A 20,852-nucleotide genomic window follows, 5' to 3' on the forward strand; every position below is an offset into this window, starting at 1 on the left:
AGACCTCGGGGATCGAGCAGATCAACCAGGCGATCACGCAGATGGACCAGGTGACGCAGCAGAACGCGGCGCTGGTGGAAGAAGCAGCAGCCGCGGCCGCATCGCTGCAGGGCCAGGCCGGCGGCCTGTCGCAGGTGGTGGGCGTGTTCAAGCTGCGGGAGTCAGGCGTCGTTCAGCCTTCAACTTTCGGCTGAGGCGGCCGATATAGACCCTGAGGGCATTGCAGCGGCGATGCCGAGAAGCAACACCCACCCACACCCAACCAGGTAATCGATCCCATGTCAGGAAACTTGTTCTTCACGGGTCTGAGCGGCCTCAATGTCGCCCGGACCGCGCTGATGACGACGGCCCACAACACGGCCAACGTCTACACCACCGGCTACAGCCGGCAGGTCGCCGAGGTCGCCACCAACGCAGCGGTCGCCACCGGCTCGGGCTACGTCGGCACCGGCGCCGGCGTCACCACGATCAGCCGCAGCTACGACCGCTACCTGACCTCGCAGCTGGCCACGGCACAGTCCTCCTCGGCGGCCCTGAATGCCTACGGCACCGAGATCAACCGCATCGACTCGCTGCTGGCCGACAAGACCTCCGGCATCAGCGTGCTGATGCAGACCTTCTTCACCGCGGTGCAGGGCGTCGCCAACACGCCGGCCGACTCGGCCGCGCGCCAGCAGCTCATCAGCTCGGCGCAATCGCTGTCGAACAAGTTCCGTTCGACCGACCAGTACCTGAGCGACCTCAACGCGTCGGTCAACGACCAGATCTCGGGCAGCGTCTCGCAGATCAACACCTACTCGAGCAAGATCGCCAGCCTCAACCAGCAGATCAGCATGATGACCGCCGTCGCCGGCGGCCAGCCGCCGAACGACCTGCTGGACCAGCGCGACCAACTGGTGAGCGAGCTGAGCCAGATCGTCGACGTCAAGGTGCTCGAGCAGGACAACGGCAAGTACAACGTGTTCATGGGCAACGGCCAGTCGCTGGTGACCGGCGACCAGGCCGCGACCATGAAGGCCGTGCCTTCGGCCGCCGACCCGACCCGCACCACGGTGGCGCTGGTGGGCATCGCCGGCAACGTCTCGGAGCTCGGCAGCGACGTCATCACCGGTGGCTCGCTGGGCGGCCTGATGAACTTCCGCACCCAGACCCTGATCCCGGCCCAGAACGCCATCGGCCGGCTGGCGATGGCGGTCTCGGGTGCCTTCAACGATCAGCACGGCCTGGGCGTCGACCTCAACGGCGCGCTGGGCACCGACTTCTTCACCACCGCCACCCCCGGCGTGTTCTCGAACGCGAAGAACACCGGCAACATGGTGCTGTCGGGTGTCGTGACCGACACCGACAAGCTCAGCACCAGCGACTACTCGGTGCAGGTCACCAACGTGGCGGGCACGCTGAACTACTCGGTGACCCGGCTGTCGGACAAGCAGTCGATGGGCACCTTCACGAGCTTCCCGATCAGCTTCGACGGCGTGAGCCTGTCGCAGGCGAGCGGCACGGCGCAGGCCGGCGACTCCTTCCTGGTGCAGCCCACCCGCACCGGCGCGCGCGACATGGACGTGCTGGTGCTCGACCCGGCCAAGGTGGCGGCCGCCTCGCCGATCGTGACCGGCAACAGCGCCGGCAACCAGGGCAGCGCCAAGCTGGGCCCGGCGACCGTCGACGCGAGCTACCCGGCGACGCCGCTGGCCGCCAACCTGACGCTGAGCTACGACTCGGCGACCGGCGCGCTGTCGGGCTTTCCCGCCACCTCCGCCGTCACCGTGACGCTGGCCGACGGCACCGCGACCACCTACGCGGCCGGCGCCGCGGTGCCCTACACGGCGGGTGCCCAGATCAGCTTCGACGGCCTCAGCATGACGATGACCGGCACGCCGGCCAACGGCGACACCTTCACCATCGGCAAGAACGCGGGCGGCGTGTCCGACGGCAGCAACGCGCTGCTGCTCGGCGCCCTTCAGCGCCAGACCACGATGGGCAACGGCACCACCACCTTCAACGGCGCCTACTCGCAGCTGGTCAGCGAGGTCGGCAACAAGGCGATGGAGATCAAGGTCGCCACCAAGACGCAGGAGAGCGTGACCAGCCAGATCAAGGCCAGCCAGCAGTCGATCTCCGGCGTCAACCAGGACGAGGAAACCGCCAACCTGCTGATGTTCCAGCAGATGTACCAGGCCAACGCGAAGGTCATCCAGACCGCCTCGACCATCTTCGACGCGATCCTCGGCATCAGCAGCTGAAGCGCGCCGAACCCACCCAGATCCAAGGAGCCGTGATGCGTATCAGCACCAGTTCGTTCTACGAGCAGAACACCCTCGCGATGGGCCTGCAGCAGCAGAATCTCTTCAACGTCCAGCAACGCCTGTCGGCGGGCACGAAGTTCCTGACCGCCGGCGACGACCCGGTGGGTGCCGCGCGGGCACTCGGCGTCGCCCAGACGCTGGCCGAGTCGTCCCAGTACGCCACCAGCCGCGAGCGCGCGACCCTGTCTCTCAAGCGCGAGGAAACCGCGCTCGACAGCACCACCCTGATCCTGCAGAACATCAAGACCCTGACCGTGCAGGCGGGCAACGGCACCCTGTCGGATGCCGACCGCGCCTCGCTGGCCACGGCGATCCAGAGCAATCTCGACCAGCTGGTGGGCATCGCGAACTCCGACGACGGCAACGGCCAGTTCCTGTTCGCCGGCTACAAGAGCGCCAGTCCGCCGTTCGCGGCCCAGGCCGGCGGCGGCGTGCAGTATGTCGGCGACCAGGGCCAGCGCCTCATGCAGGTCGACGTGGCGCGCCAGCTGGCGACCTCCGACGACGGCCGCACGGTGTTCCAGTCGGTGCAGGGCGGCGCGGGCTACGTGACCTCGGGCGCCGCGGCCAACACCGGAACCGCCGTCTTCGGTGCGGTCAGCGTGGTCGATGCCACCCAGGCCAGCTACGGCCAGGACTTCACGATCAGCTTCTCGGGCGGCAACTACACGGTGTCGACCAACGAAACGCCCCCCGTGGTGGCCGCCAGCGGCGCCTTCACGGCCGGCTCGCCGATCTCCTTCGCCGGGCTGCAGATCAGCATGACCGGCACGCCGGCGGACGGCGACACCTTCAACGTCACGACCGCCAAGAATGCCGGCACCGACATCTTCGCGACCATCGGCGAGCTGGTCACGGCGCTGCGCACCCCGCTGAGCGGCGGCGGCGCAGCGGCGCAGGCCAAGCTGCAGAACGCCCTGAGCACCGCCAACGTCAAGGTCACGAACGCGCACGACAACGTGCTGACCGTGTTGTCGTCGGTGGGTTCGCGCATGAACGAGGTCGACGCCCTCGACGATGGCGGCGCGTCGCGCGTGCTGATGGACAAGAGCTACCTGTCCTCGATCGAGGACCTGGACCCGGCCAGCGCGATCTCGGAGTTCTACCAGCGCCAGACCTCGCTGCAGGCGACCCAGCTGACCTTTGCCAAGCTGGCGTCGATCTCCCTGTTCAACTATCTTTGAGGAAGAGGCGGTTGGCCGCTTGCCGACACATGCGGGTCGCTGCTTCGGCAGGTCGACCCGCAGGCCTTGGTCGCGGCCGAAGAAGGCATCCGGCAGATGGCGGTTCTTCTCTTGGCCGGCGCCGGCGCTGGCGGCCGCGGCTTGCGGCGACATGCCGATCGCCTGATCCGGCGTCATCCCCGCCTTTGCCACCCTCTGTTCAAGGAAGCCCGGGTCCATGGTGCGGCCCGGTGCCAGAGGCGTCGAAGTCCTGGGCCTGAACCCGGCTACGTCGAATTGCCGGCGGCACCTTGAGCGACGACGCCTTGGACGAGTTGGCTGCCCGGATGGAGGGCGGTCGGCCCTGACGGGCTTGGATCGAGGTTAAAGTAGGTACAAAATCATTACATCGCTCAATCCTGGCGCGAGCATGAACCTTGTTCCGAAAATGGCGAACCTGGCCGATCTGGATCCATCGTTCTCGGTGCCCTGCAGGCGGTGTGCTGCCATGCTGCAGAAGGGGAACCGGTTTTGCCCTTTTTGTTTCGAGGATCAGCTGGCGCCGGCCGACACCGGCGATGCCGACATCGGGCCGCCGCCGGCCACGCCCGGCCGCGGCCTCTCCGTGGCCAAGGAGGTGCCGGCCCCGATGGTCATCGACTTCAGGGACACGGTGCAGCCGGAAGCGGACGAAGTCATCCATATTCCCGGCCCCACGGGCACGGCCGAGCGGGAGGCCGACGCCGAGATCGGCATGGTCCGGCCGGGCGCCTTCTGGCAGACCGACGTGCCGGGCGGCGGCAAGTCGAGCTGGCTGGCCCGCTTCGCGACCCCCCAGCGCATGGTGGCGGGCATTGCACTCGCCCTGGTCGTGGCCGGGCTCGCCGTCGTGGGGCTCGAGCGCGTCTATGTCAGCGGTGAGAACGAAGCCGGCAGGGAGCGTGCGTTCAGAAACGATGTCGAGCGGGTGCAGGGCGCCCTGAAGCGCGGCGACCTGACCACCGCCGAGCAGGTGCTCGAGGGTCTGGACGCCGAGCATTCGGACGATCCGGCGGTGCAGGCGCTGTGGCAGGCTTTCGACCAGCGCGCGCAGGCGCAGGCCGGGGGCGGGGCGCCCCTGCCGGACGTTCCGCTGAAGGCGTCCAGGGCGATCCGGCTGGAGCAGGCCGCTGCGCCCCCGGGCCCCACGCGGCCGGAAGCGCCGGTGGAGCCCGCGCCGGCGCCGGCCGCCGGCGCGGCCGCGCCGCAGGACCCGGGGTGCAGTGAGGCGTTGGCGGCGCTGGCCCTGTGCGCGAAGAAATAGAGCGAGCAAGCAACCATGAGCCAGGCATCTCCTGGCGGTGTCAGCAACCTTCGACGGAGCCAACATGCCAACAAGAATCCTGTCCATCGGGCTGTTGTGGATGGCCTTTCTCGCGTGCGCGGCCGCGGCCCCCCGGGCAGAGTACAAGATCGTCACCGCGTCGAAAACCGGCACCTACATCCAGATCGGTCGGGATCTCGCGACCTGGATCGCGGACCCGGCCGACATCGATCTCGAGGTCCTCGAGTCGAAGGGGTCGGCCGAGAACGTTCAGCGCATGCGCTTCGAGCCGGGCGTCAAGCTGGCGCTGGTGCAGTCCGACGTCTACCAGGCCTTCCTGGACGAGGCGAAGGCGGGCAACGCCGAGGCCGGCAACATCATCCGTCCGCTGCGCCTGATCATGCCGCTCTATGACGAGGAGATCTACTTCGTGGCCCGCGCCGACTCGCCGCTCAACAGCATCCACGAGATCAAGAACCAGAAGATCGGCGTCGGCCCGCTGGGCAGCGGCACCGCGCTCACCTCGCGAACGCTCTACCAGCTGATGTTCGGCGAGCCGCTGCCGCCCGCCAACGCGCAGTACCTGACCAACGAAGAAGCGCTGGCCAGGCTCACCGTCGACAAGTCGATCGACGTCGCGATCATCGTCGCCGGGCAGCCGGCCAAGCTGTTCACGGACATGAAGGCGGAGGCGCGCAACTACATCAAGATCCTGAAGCTCGACGAGGCGGCGCCGGAGACGGCGCGGGCGAAGAAGACCTACTTCCCGGCCGTGATCCGCGCCTCCAGCTACTCGACATGGCTCAAGGCCGACGTGCCCACCCTGACCGTGAAGGCCTACCTGGTCACCTACGACTACGGCCTGCAGTCGACGGTGGGCGCCCTGAGCCGCTTTGCCGACTCGCTCTGCACCAACTTCGACAAGCTGCAGGCCAACGGCCATCCCAAATGGAAGCAGGTGCGCCTGGAACTGCCGCCGCTGAGCCAGGGGTGGCGCTACTACGGGCCGATGGAAAAGCGCATGCGCAACTGCATCGCCCACCGCAGTGCCGTCAGTGCAGCGGCAGCGGCGGCGCCACCGCCGCTGCCGCGCAACTGCACCGAGCAGGAGCTGGTGCTGGGCATCTGCAGGCGGTGAATCGGAAGGGTGTCGCCGCTCGCTGTGCATGCCATTGCCTTGCCGTGCTTGTCCAGGATGGATCGGGCGGATCATTTCATCGTGAATTCAGCAGTCCAGGCATTGGTCATGGCGTTGATGGATGTAATCCTGGCTGTGCATATTGCGCCGTTGCTGGGTGTGACGGTAGCGTTGCGGACGAGAGTGCCACCGGTCGAAGTCGTATTCACGTAGACCGTACCGAAGGCGCATCGCTTTCTCCCCATGACATACTGAACAGTCGCCGTGGTGGCGTCGGGGCTCAATCGACTCGTGACCGTGTAGCTGTCGTTGAACAATGGTCTAACGGTCTTGGCAGGCTTGGGCGACGCATCTCTCTCGGTCGAACTTTGATTGACGTTTTCTACGGTGTAGTTTGCGGTTTCTGTGGTGTTGAGATTTTTGAACGTGATGGTGACTGACGGTCCGGCTTGAGCTGCGGCAGCAAGAAAAGTCGAGGCGATCACGAGAAATTCAAGAAGCTTCATTATTTTCACTCCCTGTTGAGTAATGCGGATATATTGCGTTCGTGAATTCTTGGAAACCCACTGAGTTTCCTTTGAACAGTATGTCGATTTGGCACGCTTCCTCCTGCCACCCTCGCCTTCAAAAAATCCGTTGCCTGCCGGGCACGCTCCAATAATTCCGGATCATCAGTGGCGGGAACCTCCTTGTCGCGTTGCTCATGGAGCGAGAGGTCCCAGGCCGACGCAGCGAGCGCCTTTCCGAATTCGCCAGCCTTTTCGGCCAATTGCGAACGGGTGAGCGTCTTCGCGCGTTCATCCGCAATTGCCGCCCTGGCTTCCATGATTGGCTCTTTTTTCATGGGAAAAAGGTATATCCAATAATTAGGACGAAGATCAGTTCGACGCCGGCAATTCAACGTAGCCCGGCTTCAGCCAAAGACCTTGTGGACTGTTCTCGATCGCAGGACCAGTCTCAACCCTCCATGGGTCGGGTCGCTGGCCGGCCTTCACCTGCCTGCTTGTCCGTTGGATTTCCATGTGACCTGGCGGTGGTCGGCCGCGACGTCGCCAGCCATGCATGCAAGTCGCGCCGATCCGGTGGCCAAGAAGCCGCAACGCGGCCAGGATCGGACGCAGGCAGTGACTCGTGCCGCACGCCACCGCGTGCAATGCGTCGCCCCGCAAGACGGCCTGGCCAGCGCCGGCCGCACCGATCTCAGCGCCGCAAGGCCCCCGCGAATTGCACCATCGCATCGAGCCCGGCCGCGAAGCGCGGCTCCAGGAACGCGCCCAGGTGCGGCATCAGCAGCTGCAGCATGCCGATGCCGGCCAGCAGCGTCAGCGGGAAGCCCACGGCGAAGATGCTGAACTGGGGCGATGCGCGGTTCAGGATGCCCATCGCCAGGTTCAGGATCAGCAGGGCGGCCACCAGCGGCAGCGAGAGCATCATGCCGCTGGCAAAGATGCGGCTCGCGCCCGAGACCAGGACCATCCAGCCCTGCGCCGACAGCGGTGCATCGGCGATCGGCAGGGCCTGGAAGCTCTCGGCCAGCGCGGCGATCATCAGCAGGTGGCCGTCGACCGCGATGAAGATCAGCATCGCCAGCATGTTCAGCAGCCGCGCCACCACCATCGTGGCGCCGCCGTTCATGGGGTCGAAGAAGGAGGCGAAGGACAGGCCCATCTGCAGGCCGATGTACTCGCCCGCGGCGAGCACGGCGGTGAACACCATGCGCATCGTGAAGCCCATGGCGACGCCGACCAGCACCTGCTGGATGATGATCCAGACGCCGCCGGCGGAGACCACCGGCACGTCGGGCATCGGGCCCAGCGTCGGCGCCAGCACCAGCGCGAGCATCGCCGCGATCGCGACCTTGATCCGCCGCGACACCCACGTTTCGCCGAAGATCGGCGCCGTGCTGACCAGCGCCAGCATCCGCACGAACGGCCACAGGAAGCCCACCAGCCAGGCGGTGAGCTGCGCCGAGGTGACCTCGAAGACGGGGGGCATCAGCCTACGAGCTGGGGAATGCTCATGAAGAGGGCGCGGATGTAGTCCAGCATCTGGCCGAGCATCCAGGGGCCGGCGATGACCATGGTCGCGAACACCGCCAGCAGCTTCGGGATAAAGGACAGCGTGGCCTCGTTGATCTGGGTCGCCGCCTGGAAGATGCTGATGACGAGGCCGACGACCAGTGCCACCAGCAGCAGCGGTGCGCCGAGCGCGAGCGACACCATGATCGCCTGGTTGCCCATCGACATGATGGTTTCGGGGGTCATGTCGGGCCTCCCGCCGGGCCGCCCCAAGGGAGGCCTGCACCCCCTCGGGGGGCAGCGAAGACACGAAGTGCGGAGCGTGGGGGCATTCAGTCTCTTTCAGGTATAGAAGCTCTGCGCCAGCGCGCCGATCAGCAGCTGCCAGCCATCGGCCAGCACGAACAGCATCAGCTTGAAGGGCAGGGCGATGCTGGCCGGCGGCACCATCATCATGCCCATCGACATCAGCACGCTCGCCACCACCAGGTCGATGATCAGGAACGGAATGAAGATGGTGAAGCCGATCTGGAAGGCGGTCTTCAGTTCGCTGATCACGAACGAAGGCAGCAGGATGCGCAGCGGCACTTCCTCGGGGCCCTGCATGTCGGGCACCTTGGCGAGCTTGGCGAACAGCGCCAGGTCGTTCTCGCGGGTCTGGCGCAGCATGAAGGTCTTGAAGGGCTCGATGCCGCGTTCCAGGGCCTTGTCGGCGCTGATCTTGTTTTCGGAGAAGGGCTTGTAGGCCTCGGTGTAGACCTTGTCGAACACTGGGGACATGACGAAGAAGGTCAGGAACAGCGACAGCCCGACCAGGATCTGGTTCGGTGGCGACGACTGCGTGCCGATCGCGGTGCGCAGCAGCCCCAGCACGATCAGGATGCGCGTGAAGCTGGTCATGCACAGCAACAGGGCCGGCAGGAAGGACAGCGAGGTCAGCAGCACCAGCGTCTGGACGCTGAGCGACCAGGTCTGGCTGCCGCCGGGGCCGGGCGTGCTGATCAGCCCGGGCAGGCCCTGGGTCCAGGCGGCCATCGGCAGCGCGGCCGCGAGCAGCACCAGGCCGGCCTGCAAGCCGCGGCGAAGAGGCCTGTTCACCATGACGCGGGACGGGCCTTGCCGGTCAGCGATTCGCGCAGCTTCTGCGCGAACAGGTCGACCGGGTTGCGTGCCGCCGAAGCCGGCTCGGCGGCGGCGCTGGCCACCGCCTGCGCGGGCAGCGAATGCAGGGTGTGGACCTGGCTGGCCGTCACGCCCAGCACCAGCCAGGTGCCCGCGACCTCGACCACCACCACCCGCTCGCGCTGGCCGACGCTGGCGCTGGACACGACCTTGACCACCTGGCCGCCGCCGCCGAAGCGCTGCAGCCCGAAGCGGCGCGCCAGCCAGGCGCAGCCGAAGATCAGGCCGAGCACCACCAGCATGCCGAAGCCGGCCTGCAGCAGGCCCGAGGCGCCGACCGCCGGCGCCATCTCGACCGCATGGGAAGGCACCGTGGGCAAGCTCATGAACGTGCCAGCTTCTGCATCCGCTCCGACGGCGTGATGATGTCGGTCAGCCGGATGCCGTACTTGTCGTTGACGACCACCACTTCGCCCTGGGCGATCAGGTAGCCGTTGATCAGCACGTCGAGCGGCTGGCCGGCCAGGCCGTCGAGCTCGACCACCGAGCCCTGCGACAGCTGCAGCAGGCTCTTGATGGTGATGCGCGTGCGGCCGATCTCGGCGGTCAGCTGCACCGGCACGTCCATCACGCGCGCGATGTCCACGGCGGAGACGCTGGCGGTGGAGGCCGGCTCCTGGATCTGCTGGAAGACCTGTGCCGCGGCGGGCGCCGGCACGGGTTCGGCCGCCGGTGCGGCGGGCGTGGCGGCGGTCTGCTCGGCCAGCGCGCTGGCCCAGTCGTCCGCGTCGCTGGCGGAGGAAATGTTGTCAGTCATGGTCGTTCTTCACATCGCTGTCTTGGTGGGAGATCATGTTTTGCACGCGCAGGGCGTAGCGGTCGTTCGAGGTGCCGAAGCCGCACTCCATCACCGGCACGCCGTCGACCCGGGCGATGACGGAGGACGGCAGCTCGATCGGCAGCACGTCGCCGACCTGGAGCTTCAGGACCTCGCCGATGGTCGAGGACATCTTGACGAAGTCCGCGGTCAGCTCGACGTCGGCGGCCTGCATCTGCCTGGACATCTGCTTGACCCAGCGCTTGTCGATCTCGACCTCGTCCTGGATCGGGTTCGACAGCAGGTCGCGGATCGGCTCGATCATCGAGTAGGGGATGCATACGTGCAGGAAGCCGCCGATGGGGCCGAACTCGATCTGCAGCGTGGTGTTGATCACCACCTCGTTGGGCGCCACGATGTTGGCCAGCTTGCCGTGCATCTCGGCGCGCACGTAGTCGAAGTCGAGCGGGTAGACCGGCTGCCAGGCCTCGCCATAGCACTGCAGCGAGAGGTCGAGCAGGCGCTTGATGATGCGCTGCTCGGTGCGCGTGAAATCGCGCCCCTCGACCCGCACGTGGTAGCGGCCATCGCTGCCGAAGAGGTTGTCGACCACCAGGAAGACCAGCTTCGGATCGAACACGAACAGCGCCGTGCCGCGCAGCGGCTTCATGTGCATCATGTTGATGTTGGCCGGCACCGGCAGGTGGCGCACGAACTCGGCGTACTGCTGGATCTGCACCGGCCCGACCGAGATGTCGGGACTGCGGCGCATGAAGTTCAGCAGCGCGCTGCGCAGGCCGCGCGCGAAGCGTTCGTTGATGACCTCCAGCGTGTGCATGCGGCTGCGCACGACCCGGTCGGGCGCGCCGAGGTCGTAGGCCGGCAGGCCGTCCGACGGCTTGGCCGGCTTGGAGGTCTGGTCGACGCTGCCGCCGGTGACGCCTTGCAGCAGGGCATCGACCTCGTCCTGCGAGAGGACTTGTTCATAGGCCATGGGTGGCTCGCCTGTTGGGGGTCACTGCACCACGAAGGTGTTGAAGGCGACGCTGGTGATGCCCTGCTCGGGCAGGTCGGCGTTGAGCGGCCGGTTCAGCTCGGTGCGGATCTCCTCGGCCAGCTTGGACTTGTCGTCCGGCGAGACCAGCGAGTCGGCGGTCCGGTTCGACATCAGCATCAGGGCCCGGCTGCGCAGCTCCGGCATGAACTCGGTGATCTGCGCCTTCGATGGCTCGCCGCGCACCTTGAGCGCCATGCCGACGTGCAGGAACTTGGCGCGGCCTTCGCCCTGCAGGTTGACGGTGAACGGTTCCAGGGTCACGAAGATCGGCTTTTCGGGCACCGGCTTGGCGGCCTCGGTCGGGTGCGCCGCGGCGGCCTTGGGGCCGAGGAAGACGTAGGCGACCGCGCCGGCGGCCAGCAGGCTGACCCCGATCAGGAGGCCGATCAGCAGCTTCGAGGAACGAGGCGCGGCGGCGGTGGAAGCGTTGGGAGTGGTGGCCATGGTGAAGTTCGATTAACTTGTTCGGTCTATTCTTTGCGAACTGAAGGCTGGGCGAACGGTCGATCAGGGACGGAAAAGCGCCTCAGATCCGTTCATTGCCTTCTGTCTCGCAAGCGCTCAGGCGAAGGTGTCCAGGCCGGCGTTCGCCGCCCGCGAGGCACGGGCCGGGGACACAGGCTGCTCTGCGGCCGCGGCGGCATCGACGCCCTGTCCGGCACCGGGGTAGGCCGGCTGGCCGGACGAGCGTCCCGGGTTCTGCTCGGCGAACCCGCCCTGCGGCGAGGGCTGGCGGCTTTCGGCGCCGACCGAGGTGTGGCCCAGGCTGATGCCCTGGTCGGCCAGCGTCGTGCGCAGCTGCGGCAGGGCGGCCTCGACCGCCTTGCGCACGCCTTCGTGCGCCGAGACGAACATCGCCTGGGCCTGGTTGTCGCCCATCGTCAGCGTCACCTTGAGCGGGCCGAGGCCGGCCGGGTTGAGGTTCAGCTCGGCCACCTGGTGGCCGCTGGCGCTCATGCGGATCATCTGCTGGCCGATCGCGGGGCCCCACTCGTGGCTGCCCACGGGCGGGGCGACCGACAGCACGGGCGTGGCGTTGGCGGTGGCGGCGGCACGGTCGGCCGTGGCCGGCAGCGCCGAGGCGACGGGCTGCAGCGTCGGCGCGCTCGATGCAGCGTCGGCGTCGAGCGGCTCGGCGGCCTTGGGCCCGGCCGCGACCGCGATCGAGGTCGCGGCGCCGGCGGCGGCCTGGACCGTCGCGGTCTTGGGCGCGTCGGTGGGCGCCGCGGCGGCTGCGGCGACGGCCTCGCCGGCGGCCGGTGTCGCGGCCTTGGCGCCAGCCACCGGCGGCACGAACGAGGAAGCCAGTGGCGCGGCGGCCGGCTGCGCAGCAGCTTGCGCGGCGTCGGCCGCCGGTTGCGCCACGGCGGTCCGGCTGGCCGCATCGGCCGCGCCGGCGGTCCGGGCCGCGGGGACAGCGGCCGGGGCATCGGCCTTCGCCTGCGGGTCGCCGGCCGCAGCCGGCGCCGCCGCTTCGGCGTCTGCGGCCTGCGAGGCCACGGCGGCCGCGTCCTCGGCGGTGGTCAATGGGGTGGCCGAGGCGTCCGCCGCGGCGCCGTCCGGCAGCACGCCGGTGGGGGCGGTGCCGGCGCCGGCCGCGTTGCCGGTGGCCCGGCGGCCATCGGCCGGGGTGCCGACGATCGGCGCCGCGATCGGCGCGGCCAGCGGTGCCAGCATGGCCAGCACGTCGGCCGCGCTGAGTTCGCTCTTGCGCTCGCCGTCGCGCACCGGGCGCCGGGGCGCGGTGGTCTCGGTCGCGGCATCGGCCGCGGCCGCCTTCGGGGTGCCGCTGCCGGCGCGCGAGCGCTCGAGCATCGCGCCGAAGCTGCGGCCGTCGGGCTCCTCGGCACTGCGGCCACGGGGCCCGGCCTGCGAGGCTTGCGGGCTGGCGAGATTGACGGAGGGCGAAATGAGTGTGGGCATGGGCGAATCCGGTCGGGACTTCAAAGGGTCGGATGGGCGGCGCGGTCGAAGAACTTCCGGGCCGCGCGTTCGTCGCTGTCGCGCTGTTCGCGCTTGGCCTGCAACAGCATTTCCTGGCGGCGCACGCGCTCGGCCAGGGTGTCGAAGGAGTTGAGGCGGCGCTTGTGGTGCTGCCAGTCGCTGCGGCCGTGGTCGAGCCGGCTGTCGGCCTGGGCCACGATCGCGCGCTGCTGCTCGATCGCGCCGTCGAGGGTGCCGAGGAAGGCCTGGAAGTTGCGCCACTGGGCGGTCGGCAGGCCCTTGTTCATGAGCTGGTGCAGCTGGTCGTAGTAGTCCTGGCGGTACTGCAGCAGCAGTTCGAGCTTCTGGCCGGCCCCGAGCCGGGCGCTCTGCAGGGCGCCGAGGCGGCGCGCGGCCTCGTCGGTCTGGGTCCGTGCCAGATCGGTCAGGGTGTCGAGCGGGAGTTTCTGGGCCATCGGTGTCCTTCCTTGCTCAGGCGGGTTCGAACAGCTTCGTCATGCGCGCGATCGACGCCGGGTAGTCGGTGGCCTCTTCCATCGACTGCTGCAGGAAGGCCTCGATGCGCGGGTACATCGCGATCGCCTGGTCCAGCTGCAGGTCGTGGCCGGGCGCGTAGGCGCCGACGCTGATCAGGTCGCGGTTGCGCTGGTAGCGCGACAGCATCTGCTTGAAGCGGCGCACGGTGTCGAACTGCGAGGGCGGGATCAGCGCCGTCATCGCCCGGCTGATCGAGGCCTCGATGTCGATCGCCGGGTAGTGGCCGGCCTCGGCCAGGGTGCGCGACAGCACCACGTGGCCGTCGAGGATGGCGCGGGCCGAGTCGGCGATCGGGTCCTGCTGGTCGTCGCCTTCCGAGAGCACGGTGTAGAAGGCGGTGATCGAGCCGCCGCGGCCGTCGGCATCGCGGGCACCGTTGCCGGCGCGCTCGACCAGCGCCGGCAGCTTGGCGAACACCGAGGGCGGATAGCCCTTGGTGGCCGGCGGCTCGCCGACCGCGAGCGCGATCTCGCGCTGCGCCATCGCATAGCGCGTGAGCGAGTCCATGATCAGCAGCACGTCCTTGCCGAGGTCGCGGAAGTACTCGGCCAGGCAGGTCGCGTAGGCGGCGCCCTGCAGCCGCAGCAGCGGCGAGTTGTCGGCCGGCGCGGCGACCACCACCGCCCGCGCCAGGCCTTCCTCGCCGAGCGTGTTCTCGATGAAGTCCTTGACCTCGCGGCCGCGCTCGCCGATCAGGCCGACGACGATCACTTCGGCGCTGGTGTAGCGGGCCATCATGCCCAGCAGCACGCTCTTGCCGACGCCGGAGCCGGCGAACAGGCCCATGCGCTGGCCGCGGCCGACCGTGAGCATCGAATTGATGGCGCGCACGCCGACGTCCAGCACCGAGTCGATCGGCGCCCGCGTGAGCGGATTGACCGGCGGCGACGACAGCGGCACCTTGCGGCTGATGTCGAGCGGACCCAGACCGTCGAGCGGCCGGCCCACGGCGTCGACCACCCGGCCGAGCATGCCCTCGCCGACCGGCAGCCGCTTGGTGTGGGCCTCGCCGGCCAGGCCCGAGCCGGGCGCGGCGCTGCGCGGAAACACCCGGGCGCCGGGCACCAGCCCGGCCACTTCGGTCTGCGGCATCAGGAACAGCCGGTCGCCGGCGAAACCGACCACCTCGGCCTCGGCATGGCGCTGCGGATGGCCGGGCGGCAGTTCGATCAGGCAGTCGCTGCCGACCGGCAGCTGCAGGCCGACGGCCTCCAGCACCAGGCCGACGGCGCGCGTCAGGCGGCCCGAATGGGCCGTCATCGCGCACTGGCTGACATCGCTGCGGGCCCGCGCGAGCGTGCTCAGCAGCGATTGCAGATGGGGGTTGGGCGCGAGGCTGGTCATGGCTCAGACCTCCTGGGCGTCGACGTCGCGGTGCAGGGCCGCGGTCACGCTCTTCCAGCGGGTCTCGAGGCTGGCGTCCATCTCGCCGGTGGCCGACTGCACGCGGCAGCCGCCGCGGGTCATCGTCTCGTCGGGCCGGACCTGCCAGCCGGCGGCCTGCAGCTCGTTGCCGAGGCTGTTGCGGACCAGCGCCACGTCGTCCGGATGCAGCAGCAGCCGCGGCTCGCCCTGCAGCGCCGGTTCGGCATGCAGCAGGTCCTGCACCATCGGCAGCACCCATTCGGGTTCGGCGCGCAGGGTGCGATGCACCACCTGGCGCGCGACGTCGAGCGCCAGCGTGAGCACCGCGTCGGCCAGCTCGCTGTCGGCGCGCCGCAGCGCGGCGGGCAGGCTGGCGGCCAGCGCGCGCAACTGTTCGGCATGCACGCTGGCCGCGGCCAGGCCGGCCGCCAGCCCCTCGGTGCGGCCCTGCGCATAGCCTTCGGCATGGCCCTTGGCGTGGCCTTCGCGCCGGCCTTCGGCGTCGCCGGCGCTGCGCGCCTCGCGGCGCAGGCTCACCAGCTCGGCGGCATGCAGCAGCGCCACCGACGGCGGTGCTTCGACAGCCGGCGGCACGCTGCCGCGGCCGGCGGGGCCCGGGGCAGGGCGCGGCGCCGGTTCGTCCAGCGTGTCCATCTCCCAGCGTTGCCAGGCCGACAGCACCGGCTTGGCCGGCTTGGCGCTGGCCGCGCTGCGCACGGGCGGCGCGTAGGCCGTGGCCATGCGCGAGCGCGTGCCGAAGGGCGACGCGGCGGCGGAGGAGGGGTACTTAGACGAAGTCATCGGTGCCCGGCGCAGCAATCACGATTTCGCCGGCTTCCGCCAGGCGGCGCGCGACCTGCAGGATCGCCTTCTGTTCGGTCTCGACCTGCGAGACGCGCACCGGCCCGCTGAGCTCCATGTCCTCGCGCAGCGTCTCGGCGGCGCGCTGCGACATGTTGGCCAGGAACTTGTCGCGCAGCTCTTGCGGCGCGCCCTTGAGCGCGATGATGAGCGAGTCGGATTCGATGTCCTTGAGCAGGCGCTGGATGCTGCGGTCTTCCAGGCTCAGCAGGTTCTCGAACACGAACATCTCGTCGATGATCCGCTGCGCCAGCGCCTCGTCGTGCTCGCGCACATGGGCGATCGCTTCCTCTTCCTGGGTGCTGTTCATCAGGTTGACGATCTCGGCCGCGGTCCGCACGCCGCCCAGGCGGCTGCGCTTCAGGCCCTGGCCCGAGAGCATCTCGGTCAGCACGTCGGTCAGCTCGTGCAGCGCCGACGGCTGGACGCCGCCGAACGTGGCCACGCGCATGATGACGTCGTGGCGCAGGCGCGTCGGCAGCTTCTCGAGCACCTCCGAGGCCTTCATGCGGTCCAGGTGAATCAGCACGGTCGCCAGGATCTGCGGATGCTCGTCGCGGATCAGCTCGGCCACCTCGCTGGCCTCGAGCTGGTTCAGCCGCTCGATGCCGCTGTGCGGCTCGTCGTTCTGCAGGATGTCTTCCAGCAGGTTGCTGGCGCGGTCGTCGCCCAGCGCCTTCTTGAGCACGGCGCGGATGTAGCTGCTGGAGCCCAGGTGCAGCGCCGACAGCTGCTCGGTCTCGTGGCGGAACTCGGACAGCACCGTGTTCAGCTCGTTCTTGGAGACCGAGGCGAGCTTGGCCATCGCCAGGCCGAGGGTCTGGACCTCGCTGGTGGCGAGGTGGGCCAGCGCCGCGGCGGCGCGGTCTTCACCGAGGGCCATCAACAGGATGGCGCTCTTGCGGGTTCCGATTTCACTGATCATGGTTGTTCATCCAGTGCTGGATCAGCGTGGCGACCAGCTTGGGATCCTGTTCGGCGAGTTGATGGGCATAGTCGAGGTCGGCCTTCTGGCGCAGGGCCTCGCGCTGGCGCAGGGCCTCTTCGGCCGAGATCGCCGGTTCATCGGACTCGGGCGACGGGTCGCCGGCGGCTTCGCCGTCCGCGCCGGGTTCGACCGCGGCCGGTTCCGCAGCGGGTGGCGGCGCCAGGTGCTTGCGCAGCAGCGGCCGCAGCACCGCGAACCAGGCGAACAGGGCCAGGAAGGCGAGCAGCAGGTACTGGCCGATCGACTTGCCGAGGTCGAGGTTGTCGCGGTCGCGCCAGAACGGCACCGCGGCGGCGGTCGGCTCCTTGTTGTCGTCCGCGAAGGCGCTGTTCACCACGTTGAGCGAATCGCCGCGGTCCTGGCTGAAGCCCATGGCTTCGCGCGCCAGGTTGCGGATCTGCTCGATCTCGACCGGGGTCAGCGCCCGCGGGCTGCTCTTGCCGGCGCCGTCGGTCGCGTCCTTGTAGTTCACCACCACCGCCACCGACAGCCGCTTGATGCCGCCGGCACCCTGCTGCACGTGGCGGATCGAGCGGTCGAGCTCGTAGTTGGTCGTGACGTCCTTGCGCGTGCTGCTCGGCCCGGTGGCTGCCGAAGTGGTCGTGCTCGCCGTGTTCGCGGCGCCCGGCGCCGCCGCCGGGGCGCCGGGCGTGCCGGGCCTGGGAGCGGTGGTGATCGGCGCGCTCGGCGTGCCCGGCGGCTGGTTCGACAGCGCCCCGGGGACGCCGCCGGGCGGCGTGCCGCCCTGCTGGTTCGATTCGCTCGACTGCTGGCTGCGCATCGCGGCCTTGCCGGGCTCCTGGTTGGGCTTGTACTTCTCGTCGGTGTGCTCCATCACCGAGAAGTCGATGTCGGCCGCGACCTGGGCGCGCACGTTGTTGGCGCCCACGATCGGCTGCAGGATGGCCTCGATGCGGCGGATGTAGCCCTGCTCGATTTCCTGCACGTACTTGAGCTGGCTCACGTCCAGGCCGCGCGCGCTGCTGTTGGCCGCCGACAGCAGGTTGCCGCGCTGGTCGACCACCGTGACGCTCTTGGGGTCGAGTTCCGGCACGCTGCTGGAGATCATGTGGACGATGGCGCTGACCTGGCCCTCGTCGATGCTGCGGCCGCGCTGCAGGGTCAGCACCACCGACGCCGAAGGCTTCTTCTGCTCGCGCACGAACAGCGAGGGCTTGGGCAGGGCGAGGTGGACCCGGGCCGACTCCACCGTGCCGACCGATTCGATCGAGCGCGCGAGCTCGCCTTCGAGAGCGCGCTGGTAGTTGACCTGCTCGGCGAACTGGCTGGTGCCGAACTTCTGGTTGTCCATCAGTTCGAAGCCGACGCCGCCGGCCTTGGGCAGGCCCTGGGCCGCCAGCTTGAGCCGGACCTCGGGCACCTTGTCGCCGGCGATCAGGATCGCGCCGCCGCCCTCGGCGAACTTGTAGGGCACGTTCATCTGCTGCAGCGACGCGATGATCGCGCCGCCGTCGCGGTCCGACACGTTGGTGTAGAGCACCTTGTAGTCGGGGCCGCGGTTCATCAGCGTGAACGCGGCGGCGGCGGTCACCAGCGCGGCCGCGCCGATGATCATCGGCAGCTTGGGCTGGGCGCGCAGGCGCTCGAGCAGCGGAGGCAGCGTGGACGCCGCGGGCGCGGCGATCGCGGGGGCCGTCGCGCTCATGGGCGAATCCCCGCCATGGCCGGTGCGCCGGGACGGTGCGTGGTCATGCAGAGGGAGAGGTTTTGTTGTTCAGAGGTCATGCCGTAGGCCGTTGAAGTCGTCAGCGGGCTTGTCGTTTCGCGGTTGATTGTGAGCAGCCGTAACAAATTCGATGGACCGAACAACGGTGGGTTTAGCCGTCTGTTGGCTGCTTGTATCGGGGTCTTCCCTTGCTACGCTGAAAGGACGACGGAGCGCCTGGGCGCTTCTATAGCAACACCAAAGTAATCAAAGGAAAGCCATGTCGATCACCGCCATCGAATCCGTCCTGCAGCAGATGCGGGCCACCGCCGTGCAGGCCGGGTTCTCGCCCGCCGCCGCCGCGCCCGCCGAGAGCGGGGGCTTCGCGGCCGAACTCAAGCGCTCGCTGGACAGCATCAGCGGCGCCCAGACCAAGGCCTACGGCCAGGCCGAATCCTTCGAACTGGGCAAGCCCGGCATCGCCCTGAACGACGTCATGGTCGACCTGCAGAAGGCCAACGTGGCGTTCCAGACCGGGCTGCAGGTGCGCAACCGGCTGGTGAGCGCCTATCAGGAAGTGATGAACCTGCCGGCTTGAGCCGCCGGGGTCGTGAACCGGGGGCTGGCGATTTTTTGTGCCGGGTCCCTAAATGTTTCAAAGGGTGTGCCGATAACTGAACCAACGGTGGCCTGAGTCTCACGGTGAGAGAAGGTCCAACGTTACGGCCAGAGGCCGGAAGTAGTCCACAACCTTTGTAAACAGGAGTCGAGCATGGCGCAAGTCATCAATACCAACAGTCTCTCGCTGCTCACGCAGAACAACCTCAACAAGTCGCAATCGTCGCTGAACACCGCGATCGAGCGTCTGTCGTCCGGCATGCGCATCAACAGCGCGAAGGACGATGCCGCCGGCCAGGCCATCGCGAACCGCTTCACGGCCAACATCAAGGGCCTGACGCAAGCATCGCGCAACGCCAACGACGGCATCTCGATCGCTCAAACGACCGAAGGCGCGCTGACCGAAGTCAACAACAACCTGCAACGCGTTCGCGAACTGTCGGTGCAAGCCGCCACGGGCACGAACTCGCAGAGCGACCTGGACTCGATCCAGGGTGAAATCACGCAGCGCCTCGACGAAATCAACCGCGTCTCGGAACAGACCCAGTTCAACGGCGTGAAGGTCCTCTCGGCCGACGCCGGCAAGCTGACGGTGCAAGTCGGTGCCAACGACGGTGAAACCATCGACATCGACCTGCAAGAGATCAGCGCCAAGACGCTGGGCCTCGACGGCTTCAACGTCAACGGCAAGGGCTCGGCCAACAAGACCGCGACCGAATCGGATCTCCTGGTCGCAGGCTGGAACAAGGGCGCGACGACCAACGGCGCCACGGCCTACACGAAGGGCACCACCGCCGCCACGGCCAACGACGTGCTCGGCAAGATGCAGGACAAGGGCACCGTGGCGGTCGGCAATGCCACCTACACCTACAGCGCCGCATCGAAGAGCTACACGGTCGCCGAAACGGGCCGCAGCGGCTCCGCGCTGACCGACTCGCTGAAGCCGCCGGCCGGCCAGAGCTACTCGGCCACCGTGACCCTGGGCGGCAAGGCGACCGACATCAAGATCGACAGCTCCGGTGGCATCACCGCAGCCGACGGCTCGGCACTGTTCGTCGACGCCACCGACGGCAACCTGACGCCGACCGACAACGGCGGCACCGCCGTCGCTGCGACCGTCTCGTCGCTGACTCAGGCCATGGCGACCGCCGGCGACACGATCAAGCTCAACAACACGGGCACCGTGTTCACGGCCACGGCGACCGCCGGCACGATGGACGTCAAGGGCGAGCCCGCAGCGGCCTCGACGGTCAACGCACTGGTCAACACGCTCGCGGCAGCCGCCACGATCGACATCGACGGCGCCGCCGGCGGCACCGTTGCCTACACCGTGGCGCAAACCACGGGTGCCGTCTCGAACGGTGCCGCGCAGTTCGTCGACATCAGCGGCACGCTCACCGCCGCCACGTCGGAAACGATCACGATGCAGCAAAACGGCGTCGTGACCGACAGCAAGGCGAACACGGTCTACGCGGACTCGGCCAAGGTCGGCAAGCTGACCACCAACGCGGTCAGCAACACCACCGCGACGGCCGACCCGCTCGCCGCCATCGACTCCGCCCTGTCGAAGGTCGACAAGCTGCGCAGCTCGCTGGGTGCGGTGCAGAACCGTTTCGACTCGACGATCGCCAACCTCGGCACCACCATCACCAACCTGTCCTCGTCGCGCTCGCGCATCGAAGACGCGGACTACGCGGTGGAAGTGTCGAACATGACGCGCGCCCAGATCCTGCAGCAAGCCGGTACCTCGGTGCTGGCCCAGGCCAACCAGACCACGCAAGGCGTGCTGTCCCTCCTGCGTTGATCAACTAACCGTCAATGAAAGGAATGCCAGGTCCCTCCCGCAAGGGAAGGTCCTGGCGGCGCCAGGCCTCGCGGCCTGCGCTGTGCTCTGCGGCCATGCCCGCGGCGAGGCCCCAGAGCACAGCGAACCCCGCAACCAAGGTGGA

21 protein-coding genes and 1 pseudogene are annotated in these 20,852 nt (G+C 68.4%); 7 read left to right on the plus strand and 15 right to left on the minus strand.

Annotation, left to right across the window (positions count from 1 at the left end; translation table 11 throughout):
- The 5 genes and pseudogenes from QTI33_RS00005 to QTI33_RS00025 all read left to right on the plus strand — a co-directional run.
- Window positions 1-194: pseudogene (locus QTI33_RS00005) on the plus strand (methyl-accepting chemotaxis protein); the annotation flags it as partial.
- 84 nt (window positions 195-278) lie between these two features.
- A complete protein-coding gene (gene flgK, locus QTI33_RS00010) occupies window positions 279-2,243 on the plus strand; it encodes a flagellar hook-associated protein FlgK (RefSeq protein ID WP_286503642.1) in 1,965 nt (654 codons plus the stop codon).
- 35 nt (window positions 2,244-2,278) lie between these two features.
- Window positions 2,279-3,490 (plus strand): flagellar hook-associated protein FlgL, encoded by a 1,212-nt coding sequence (gene flgL, locus QTI33_RS00015; RefSeq protein ID WP_286503643.1) that lies wholly within the window; start codon window positions 2,279-2,281, stop codon window positions 3,488-3,490.
- A 409-nt stretch (window positions 3,491-3,899) separates the two neighbouring features.
- Entirely contained in the window at window positions 3,900-4,772 is an 873-nt protein-coding gene (locus QTI33_RS00020) for a hypothetical protein (RefSeq protein WP_286503644.1), read from the plus strand.
- Between the two features lie 64 nt (window positions 4,773-4,836).
- Window positions 4,837-5,910, plus strand: coding sequence for a TAXI family TRAP transporter solute-binding subunit (locus QTI33_RS00025; RefSeq protein ID WP_286503645.1), 1,074 nt, complete (start codon window positions 4,837-4,839; stop codon window positions 5,908-5,910).
- Between the two features lie 71 nt (window positions 5,911-5,981).
- On the opposite strand, the gene QTI33_RS00030 is transcribed toward QTI33_RS00025, so the two are convergent.
- From QTI33_RS00030 to fliF, 15 genes are all read right to left on the minus strand, one after another.
- Window positions 5,982-6,416, minus strand: a complete 435-nt coding sequence (locus QTI33_RS00030) for a hypothetical protein (RefSeq protein WP_286503646.1) — start codon at window positions 6,414-6,416, stop codon at window positions 5,982-5,984.
- Between the two features lie 5 nt (window positions 6,417-6,421).
- Window positions 6,422-6,754, minus strand: coding sequence for a hypothetical protein (locus tag QTI33_RS00035; protein ID WP_286503647.1), 333 nt, complete (start codon window positions 6,752-6,754; stop codon window positions 6,422-6,424).
- A 356-nt stretch (window positions 6,755-7,110) separates the two neighbouring features.
- Entirely contained in the window at window positions 7,111-7,905 is a 795-nt protein-coding gene (gene fliR, locus QTI33_RS00040) for a flagellar biosynthetic protein FliR (protein WP_286503648.1), read from the minus strand.
- Entirely contained in the window at window positions 7,905-8,174 is a 270-nt protein-coding gene (fliQ, locus tag QTI33_RS00045) for a flagellar biosynthesis protein FliQ (RefSeq protein WP_286503649.1), read from the minus strand. Before fliQ ends, fliR begins: the two co-directional genes overlap by 1 nt.
- Before the next feature lie 96 nt (window positions 8,175-8,270).
- The gene (gene fliP, locus QTI33_RS00050) at window positions 8,271-9,029 is read right to left on the minus strand and encodes a flagellar type III secretion system pore protein FliP (protein WP_506555359.1); all 759 of its coding nucleotides are present in this window, start codon (window positions 9,027-9,029) and stop codon (window positions 8,271-8,273) included.
- Window positions 9,023-9,436: a flagellar biosynthetic protein FliO gene (gene fliO, locus QTI33_RS00055; RefSeq protein WP_286503650.1), complete on the minus strand. Its 414-nt coding sequence runs from the start codon at window positions 9,434-9,436 to the stop codon at window positions 9,023-9,025. Before fliO ends, fliP begins: the two co-directional genes overlap by 7 nt.
- Window positions 9,433-9,867: a flagellar motor switch protein FliN gene (gene fliN / locus QTI33_RS00060; protein WP_286503651.1), complete on the minus strand. Its 435-nt coding sequence runs from the start codon at window positions 9,865-9,867 to the stop codon at window positions 9,433-9,435. Before fliN ends, fliO begins: the two co-directional genes overlap by 4 nt.
- Window positions 9,860-10,861 carry a flagellar motor switch protein FliM gene (gene fliM / locus QTI33_RS00065; protein WP_286503652.1) on the minus strand — a complete coding sequence of 334 codons (1,002 nt, stop codon included), beginning with the start codon at window positions 10,859-10,861 and terminating at the stop codon, window positions 9,860-9,862. Before fliM ends, fliN begins: the two co-directional genes overlap by 8 nt.
- A gap of 21 nt (window positions 10,862-10,882) precedes the next feature.
- A complete protein-coding gene (locus tag QTI33_RS00070; RefSeq protein ID WP_286503653.1) occupies window positions 10,883-11,368 on the minus strand; it encodes a flagellar basal body-associated FliL family protein in 486 nt (161 codons plus the stop codon).
- A gap of 117 nt (window positions 11,369-11,485) precedes the next feature.
- On the minus strand, window positions 11,486-12,847 hold the full coding sequence (locus tag QTI33_RS00075) for a flagellar hook-length control protein FliK (RefSeq protein ID WP_286503654.1): 1,362 nt from the start codon (window positions 12,845-12,847) through the stop codon (window positions 11,486-11,488).
- A gap of 20 nt (window positions 12,848-12,867) precedes the next feature.
- Window positions 12,868-13,323: a flagellar export protein FliJ gene (gene fliJ, locus QTI33_RS00080; protein WP_286503655.1), complete on the minus strand. Its 456-nt coding sequence runs from the start codon at window positions 13,321-13,323 to the stop codon at window positions 12,868-12,870.
- 16 nt (window positions 13,324-13,339) lie between these two features.
- The gene (gene fliI, locus QTI33_RS00085) at window positions 13,340-14,749 is read right to left on the minus strand and encodes a flagellar protein export ATPase FliI (protein WP_286503656.1); all 1,410 of its coding nucleotides are present in this window, start codon (window positions 14,747-14,749) and stop codon (window positions 13,340-13,342) included.
- A 3-nt stretch (window positions 14,750-14,752) separates the two neighbouring features.
- Complete coding sequence (gene fliH, locus QTI33_RS00090; RefSeq protein WP_286503657.1) at window positions 14,753-15,571, minus strand: flagellar assembly protein FliH; 819 nt, start codon at window positions 15,569-15,571, stop codon at window positions 14,753-14,755.
- The gene (fliG, locus tag QTI33_RS00095; protein WP_286503658.1) at window positions 15,558-16,556 is read right to left on the minus strand and encodes a flagellar motor switch protein FliG; all 999 of its coding nucleotides are present in this window, start codon (window positions 16,554-16,556) and stop codon (window positions 15,558-15,560) included. The genes fliH and fliG overlap by 14 nt, the downstream gene beginning before the upstream one ends.
- Complete coding sequence (gene fliF / locus QTI33_RS00100; RefSeq protein ID WP_286503659.1) at window positions 16,546-18,285, minus strand: flagellar basal-body MS-ring/collar protein FliF; 1,740 nt, start codon at window positions 18,283-18,285, stop codon at window positions 16,546-16,548. Before fliF ends, fliG begins: the two co-directional genes overlap by 11 nt.
- Before the next feature lie 280 nt (window positions 18,286-18,565).
- Between fliF and fliE the strand changes: the two genes are divergently transcribed.
- Both fliE and QTI33_RS00110 read left to right on the plus strand, forming a co-directional pair.
- Complete coding sequence (gene fliE, locus QTI33_RS00105; protein WP_286503660.1) at window positions 18,566-18,883, plus strand: flagellar hook-basal body complex protein FliE; 318 nt, start codon at window positions 18,566-18,568, stop codon at window positions 18,881-18,883.
- A gap of 174 nt (window positions 18,884-19,057) precedes the next feature.
- Window positions 19,058-20,707, plus strand: coding sequence for a FliC/FljB family flagellin (locus QTI33_RS00110; RefSeq protein WP_286503661.1), 1,650 nt, complete (start codon window positions 19,058-19,060; stop codon window positions 20,705-20,707).
- Window positions 20,708-20,852 lie beyond the last annotated feature (145 nt).

Source organism: Variovorax davisae (assembly GCF_030316845.1).
GTDB lineage: Bacteria > Pseudomonadota > Gammaproteobacteria > Burkholderiales > Burkholderiaceae_C > Variovorax > Variovorax davisae.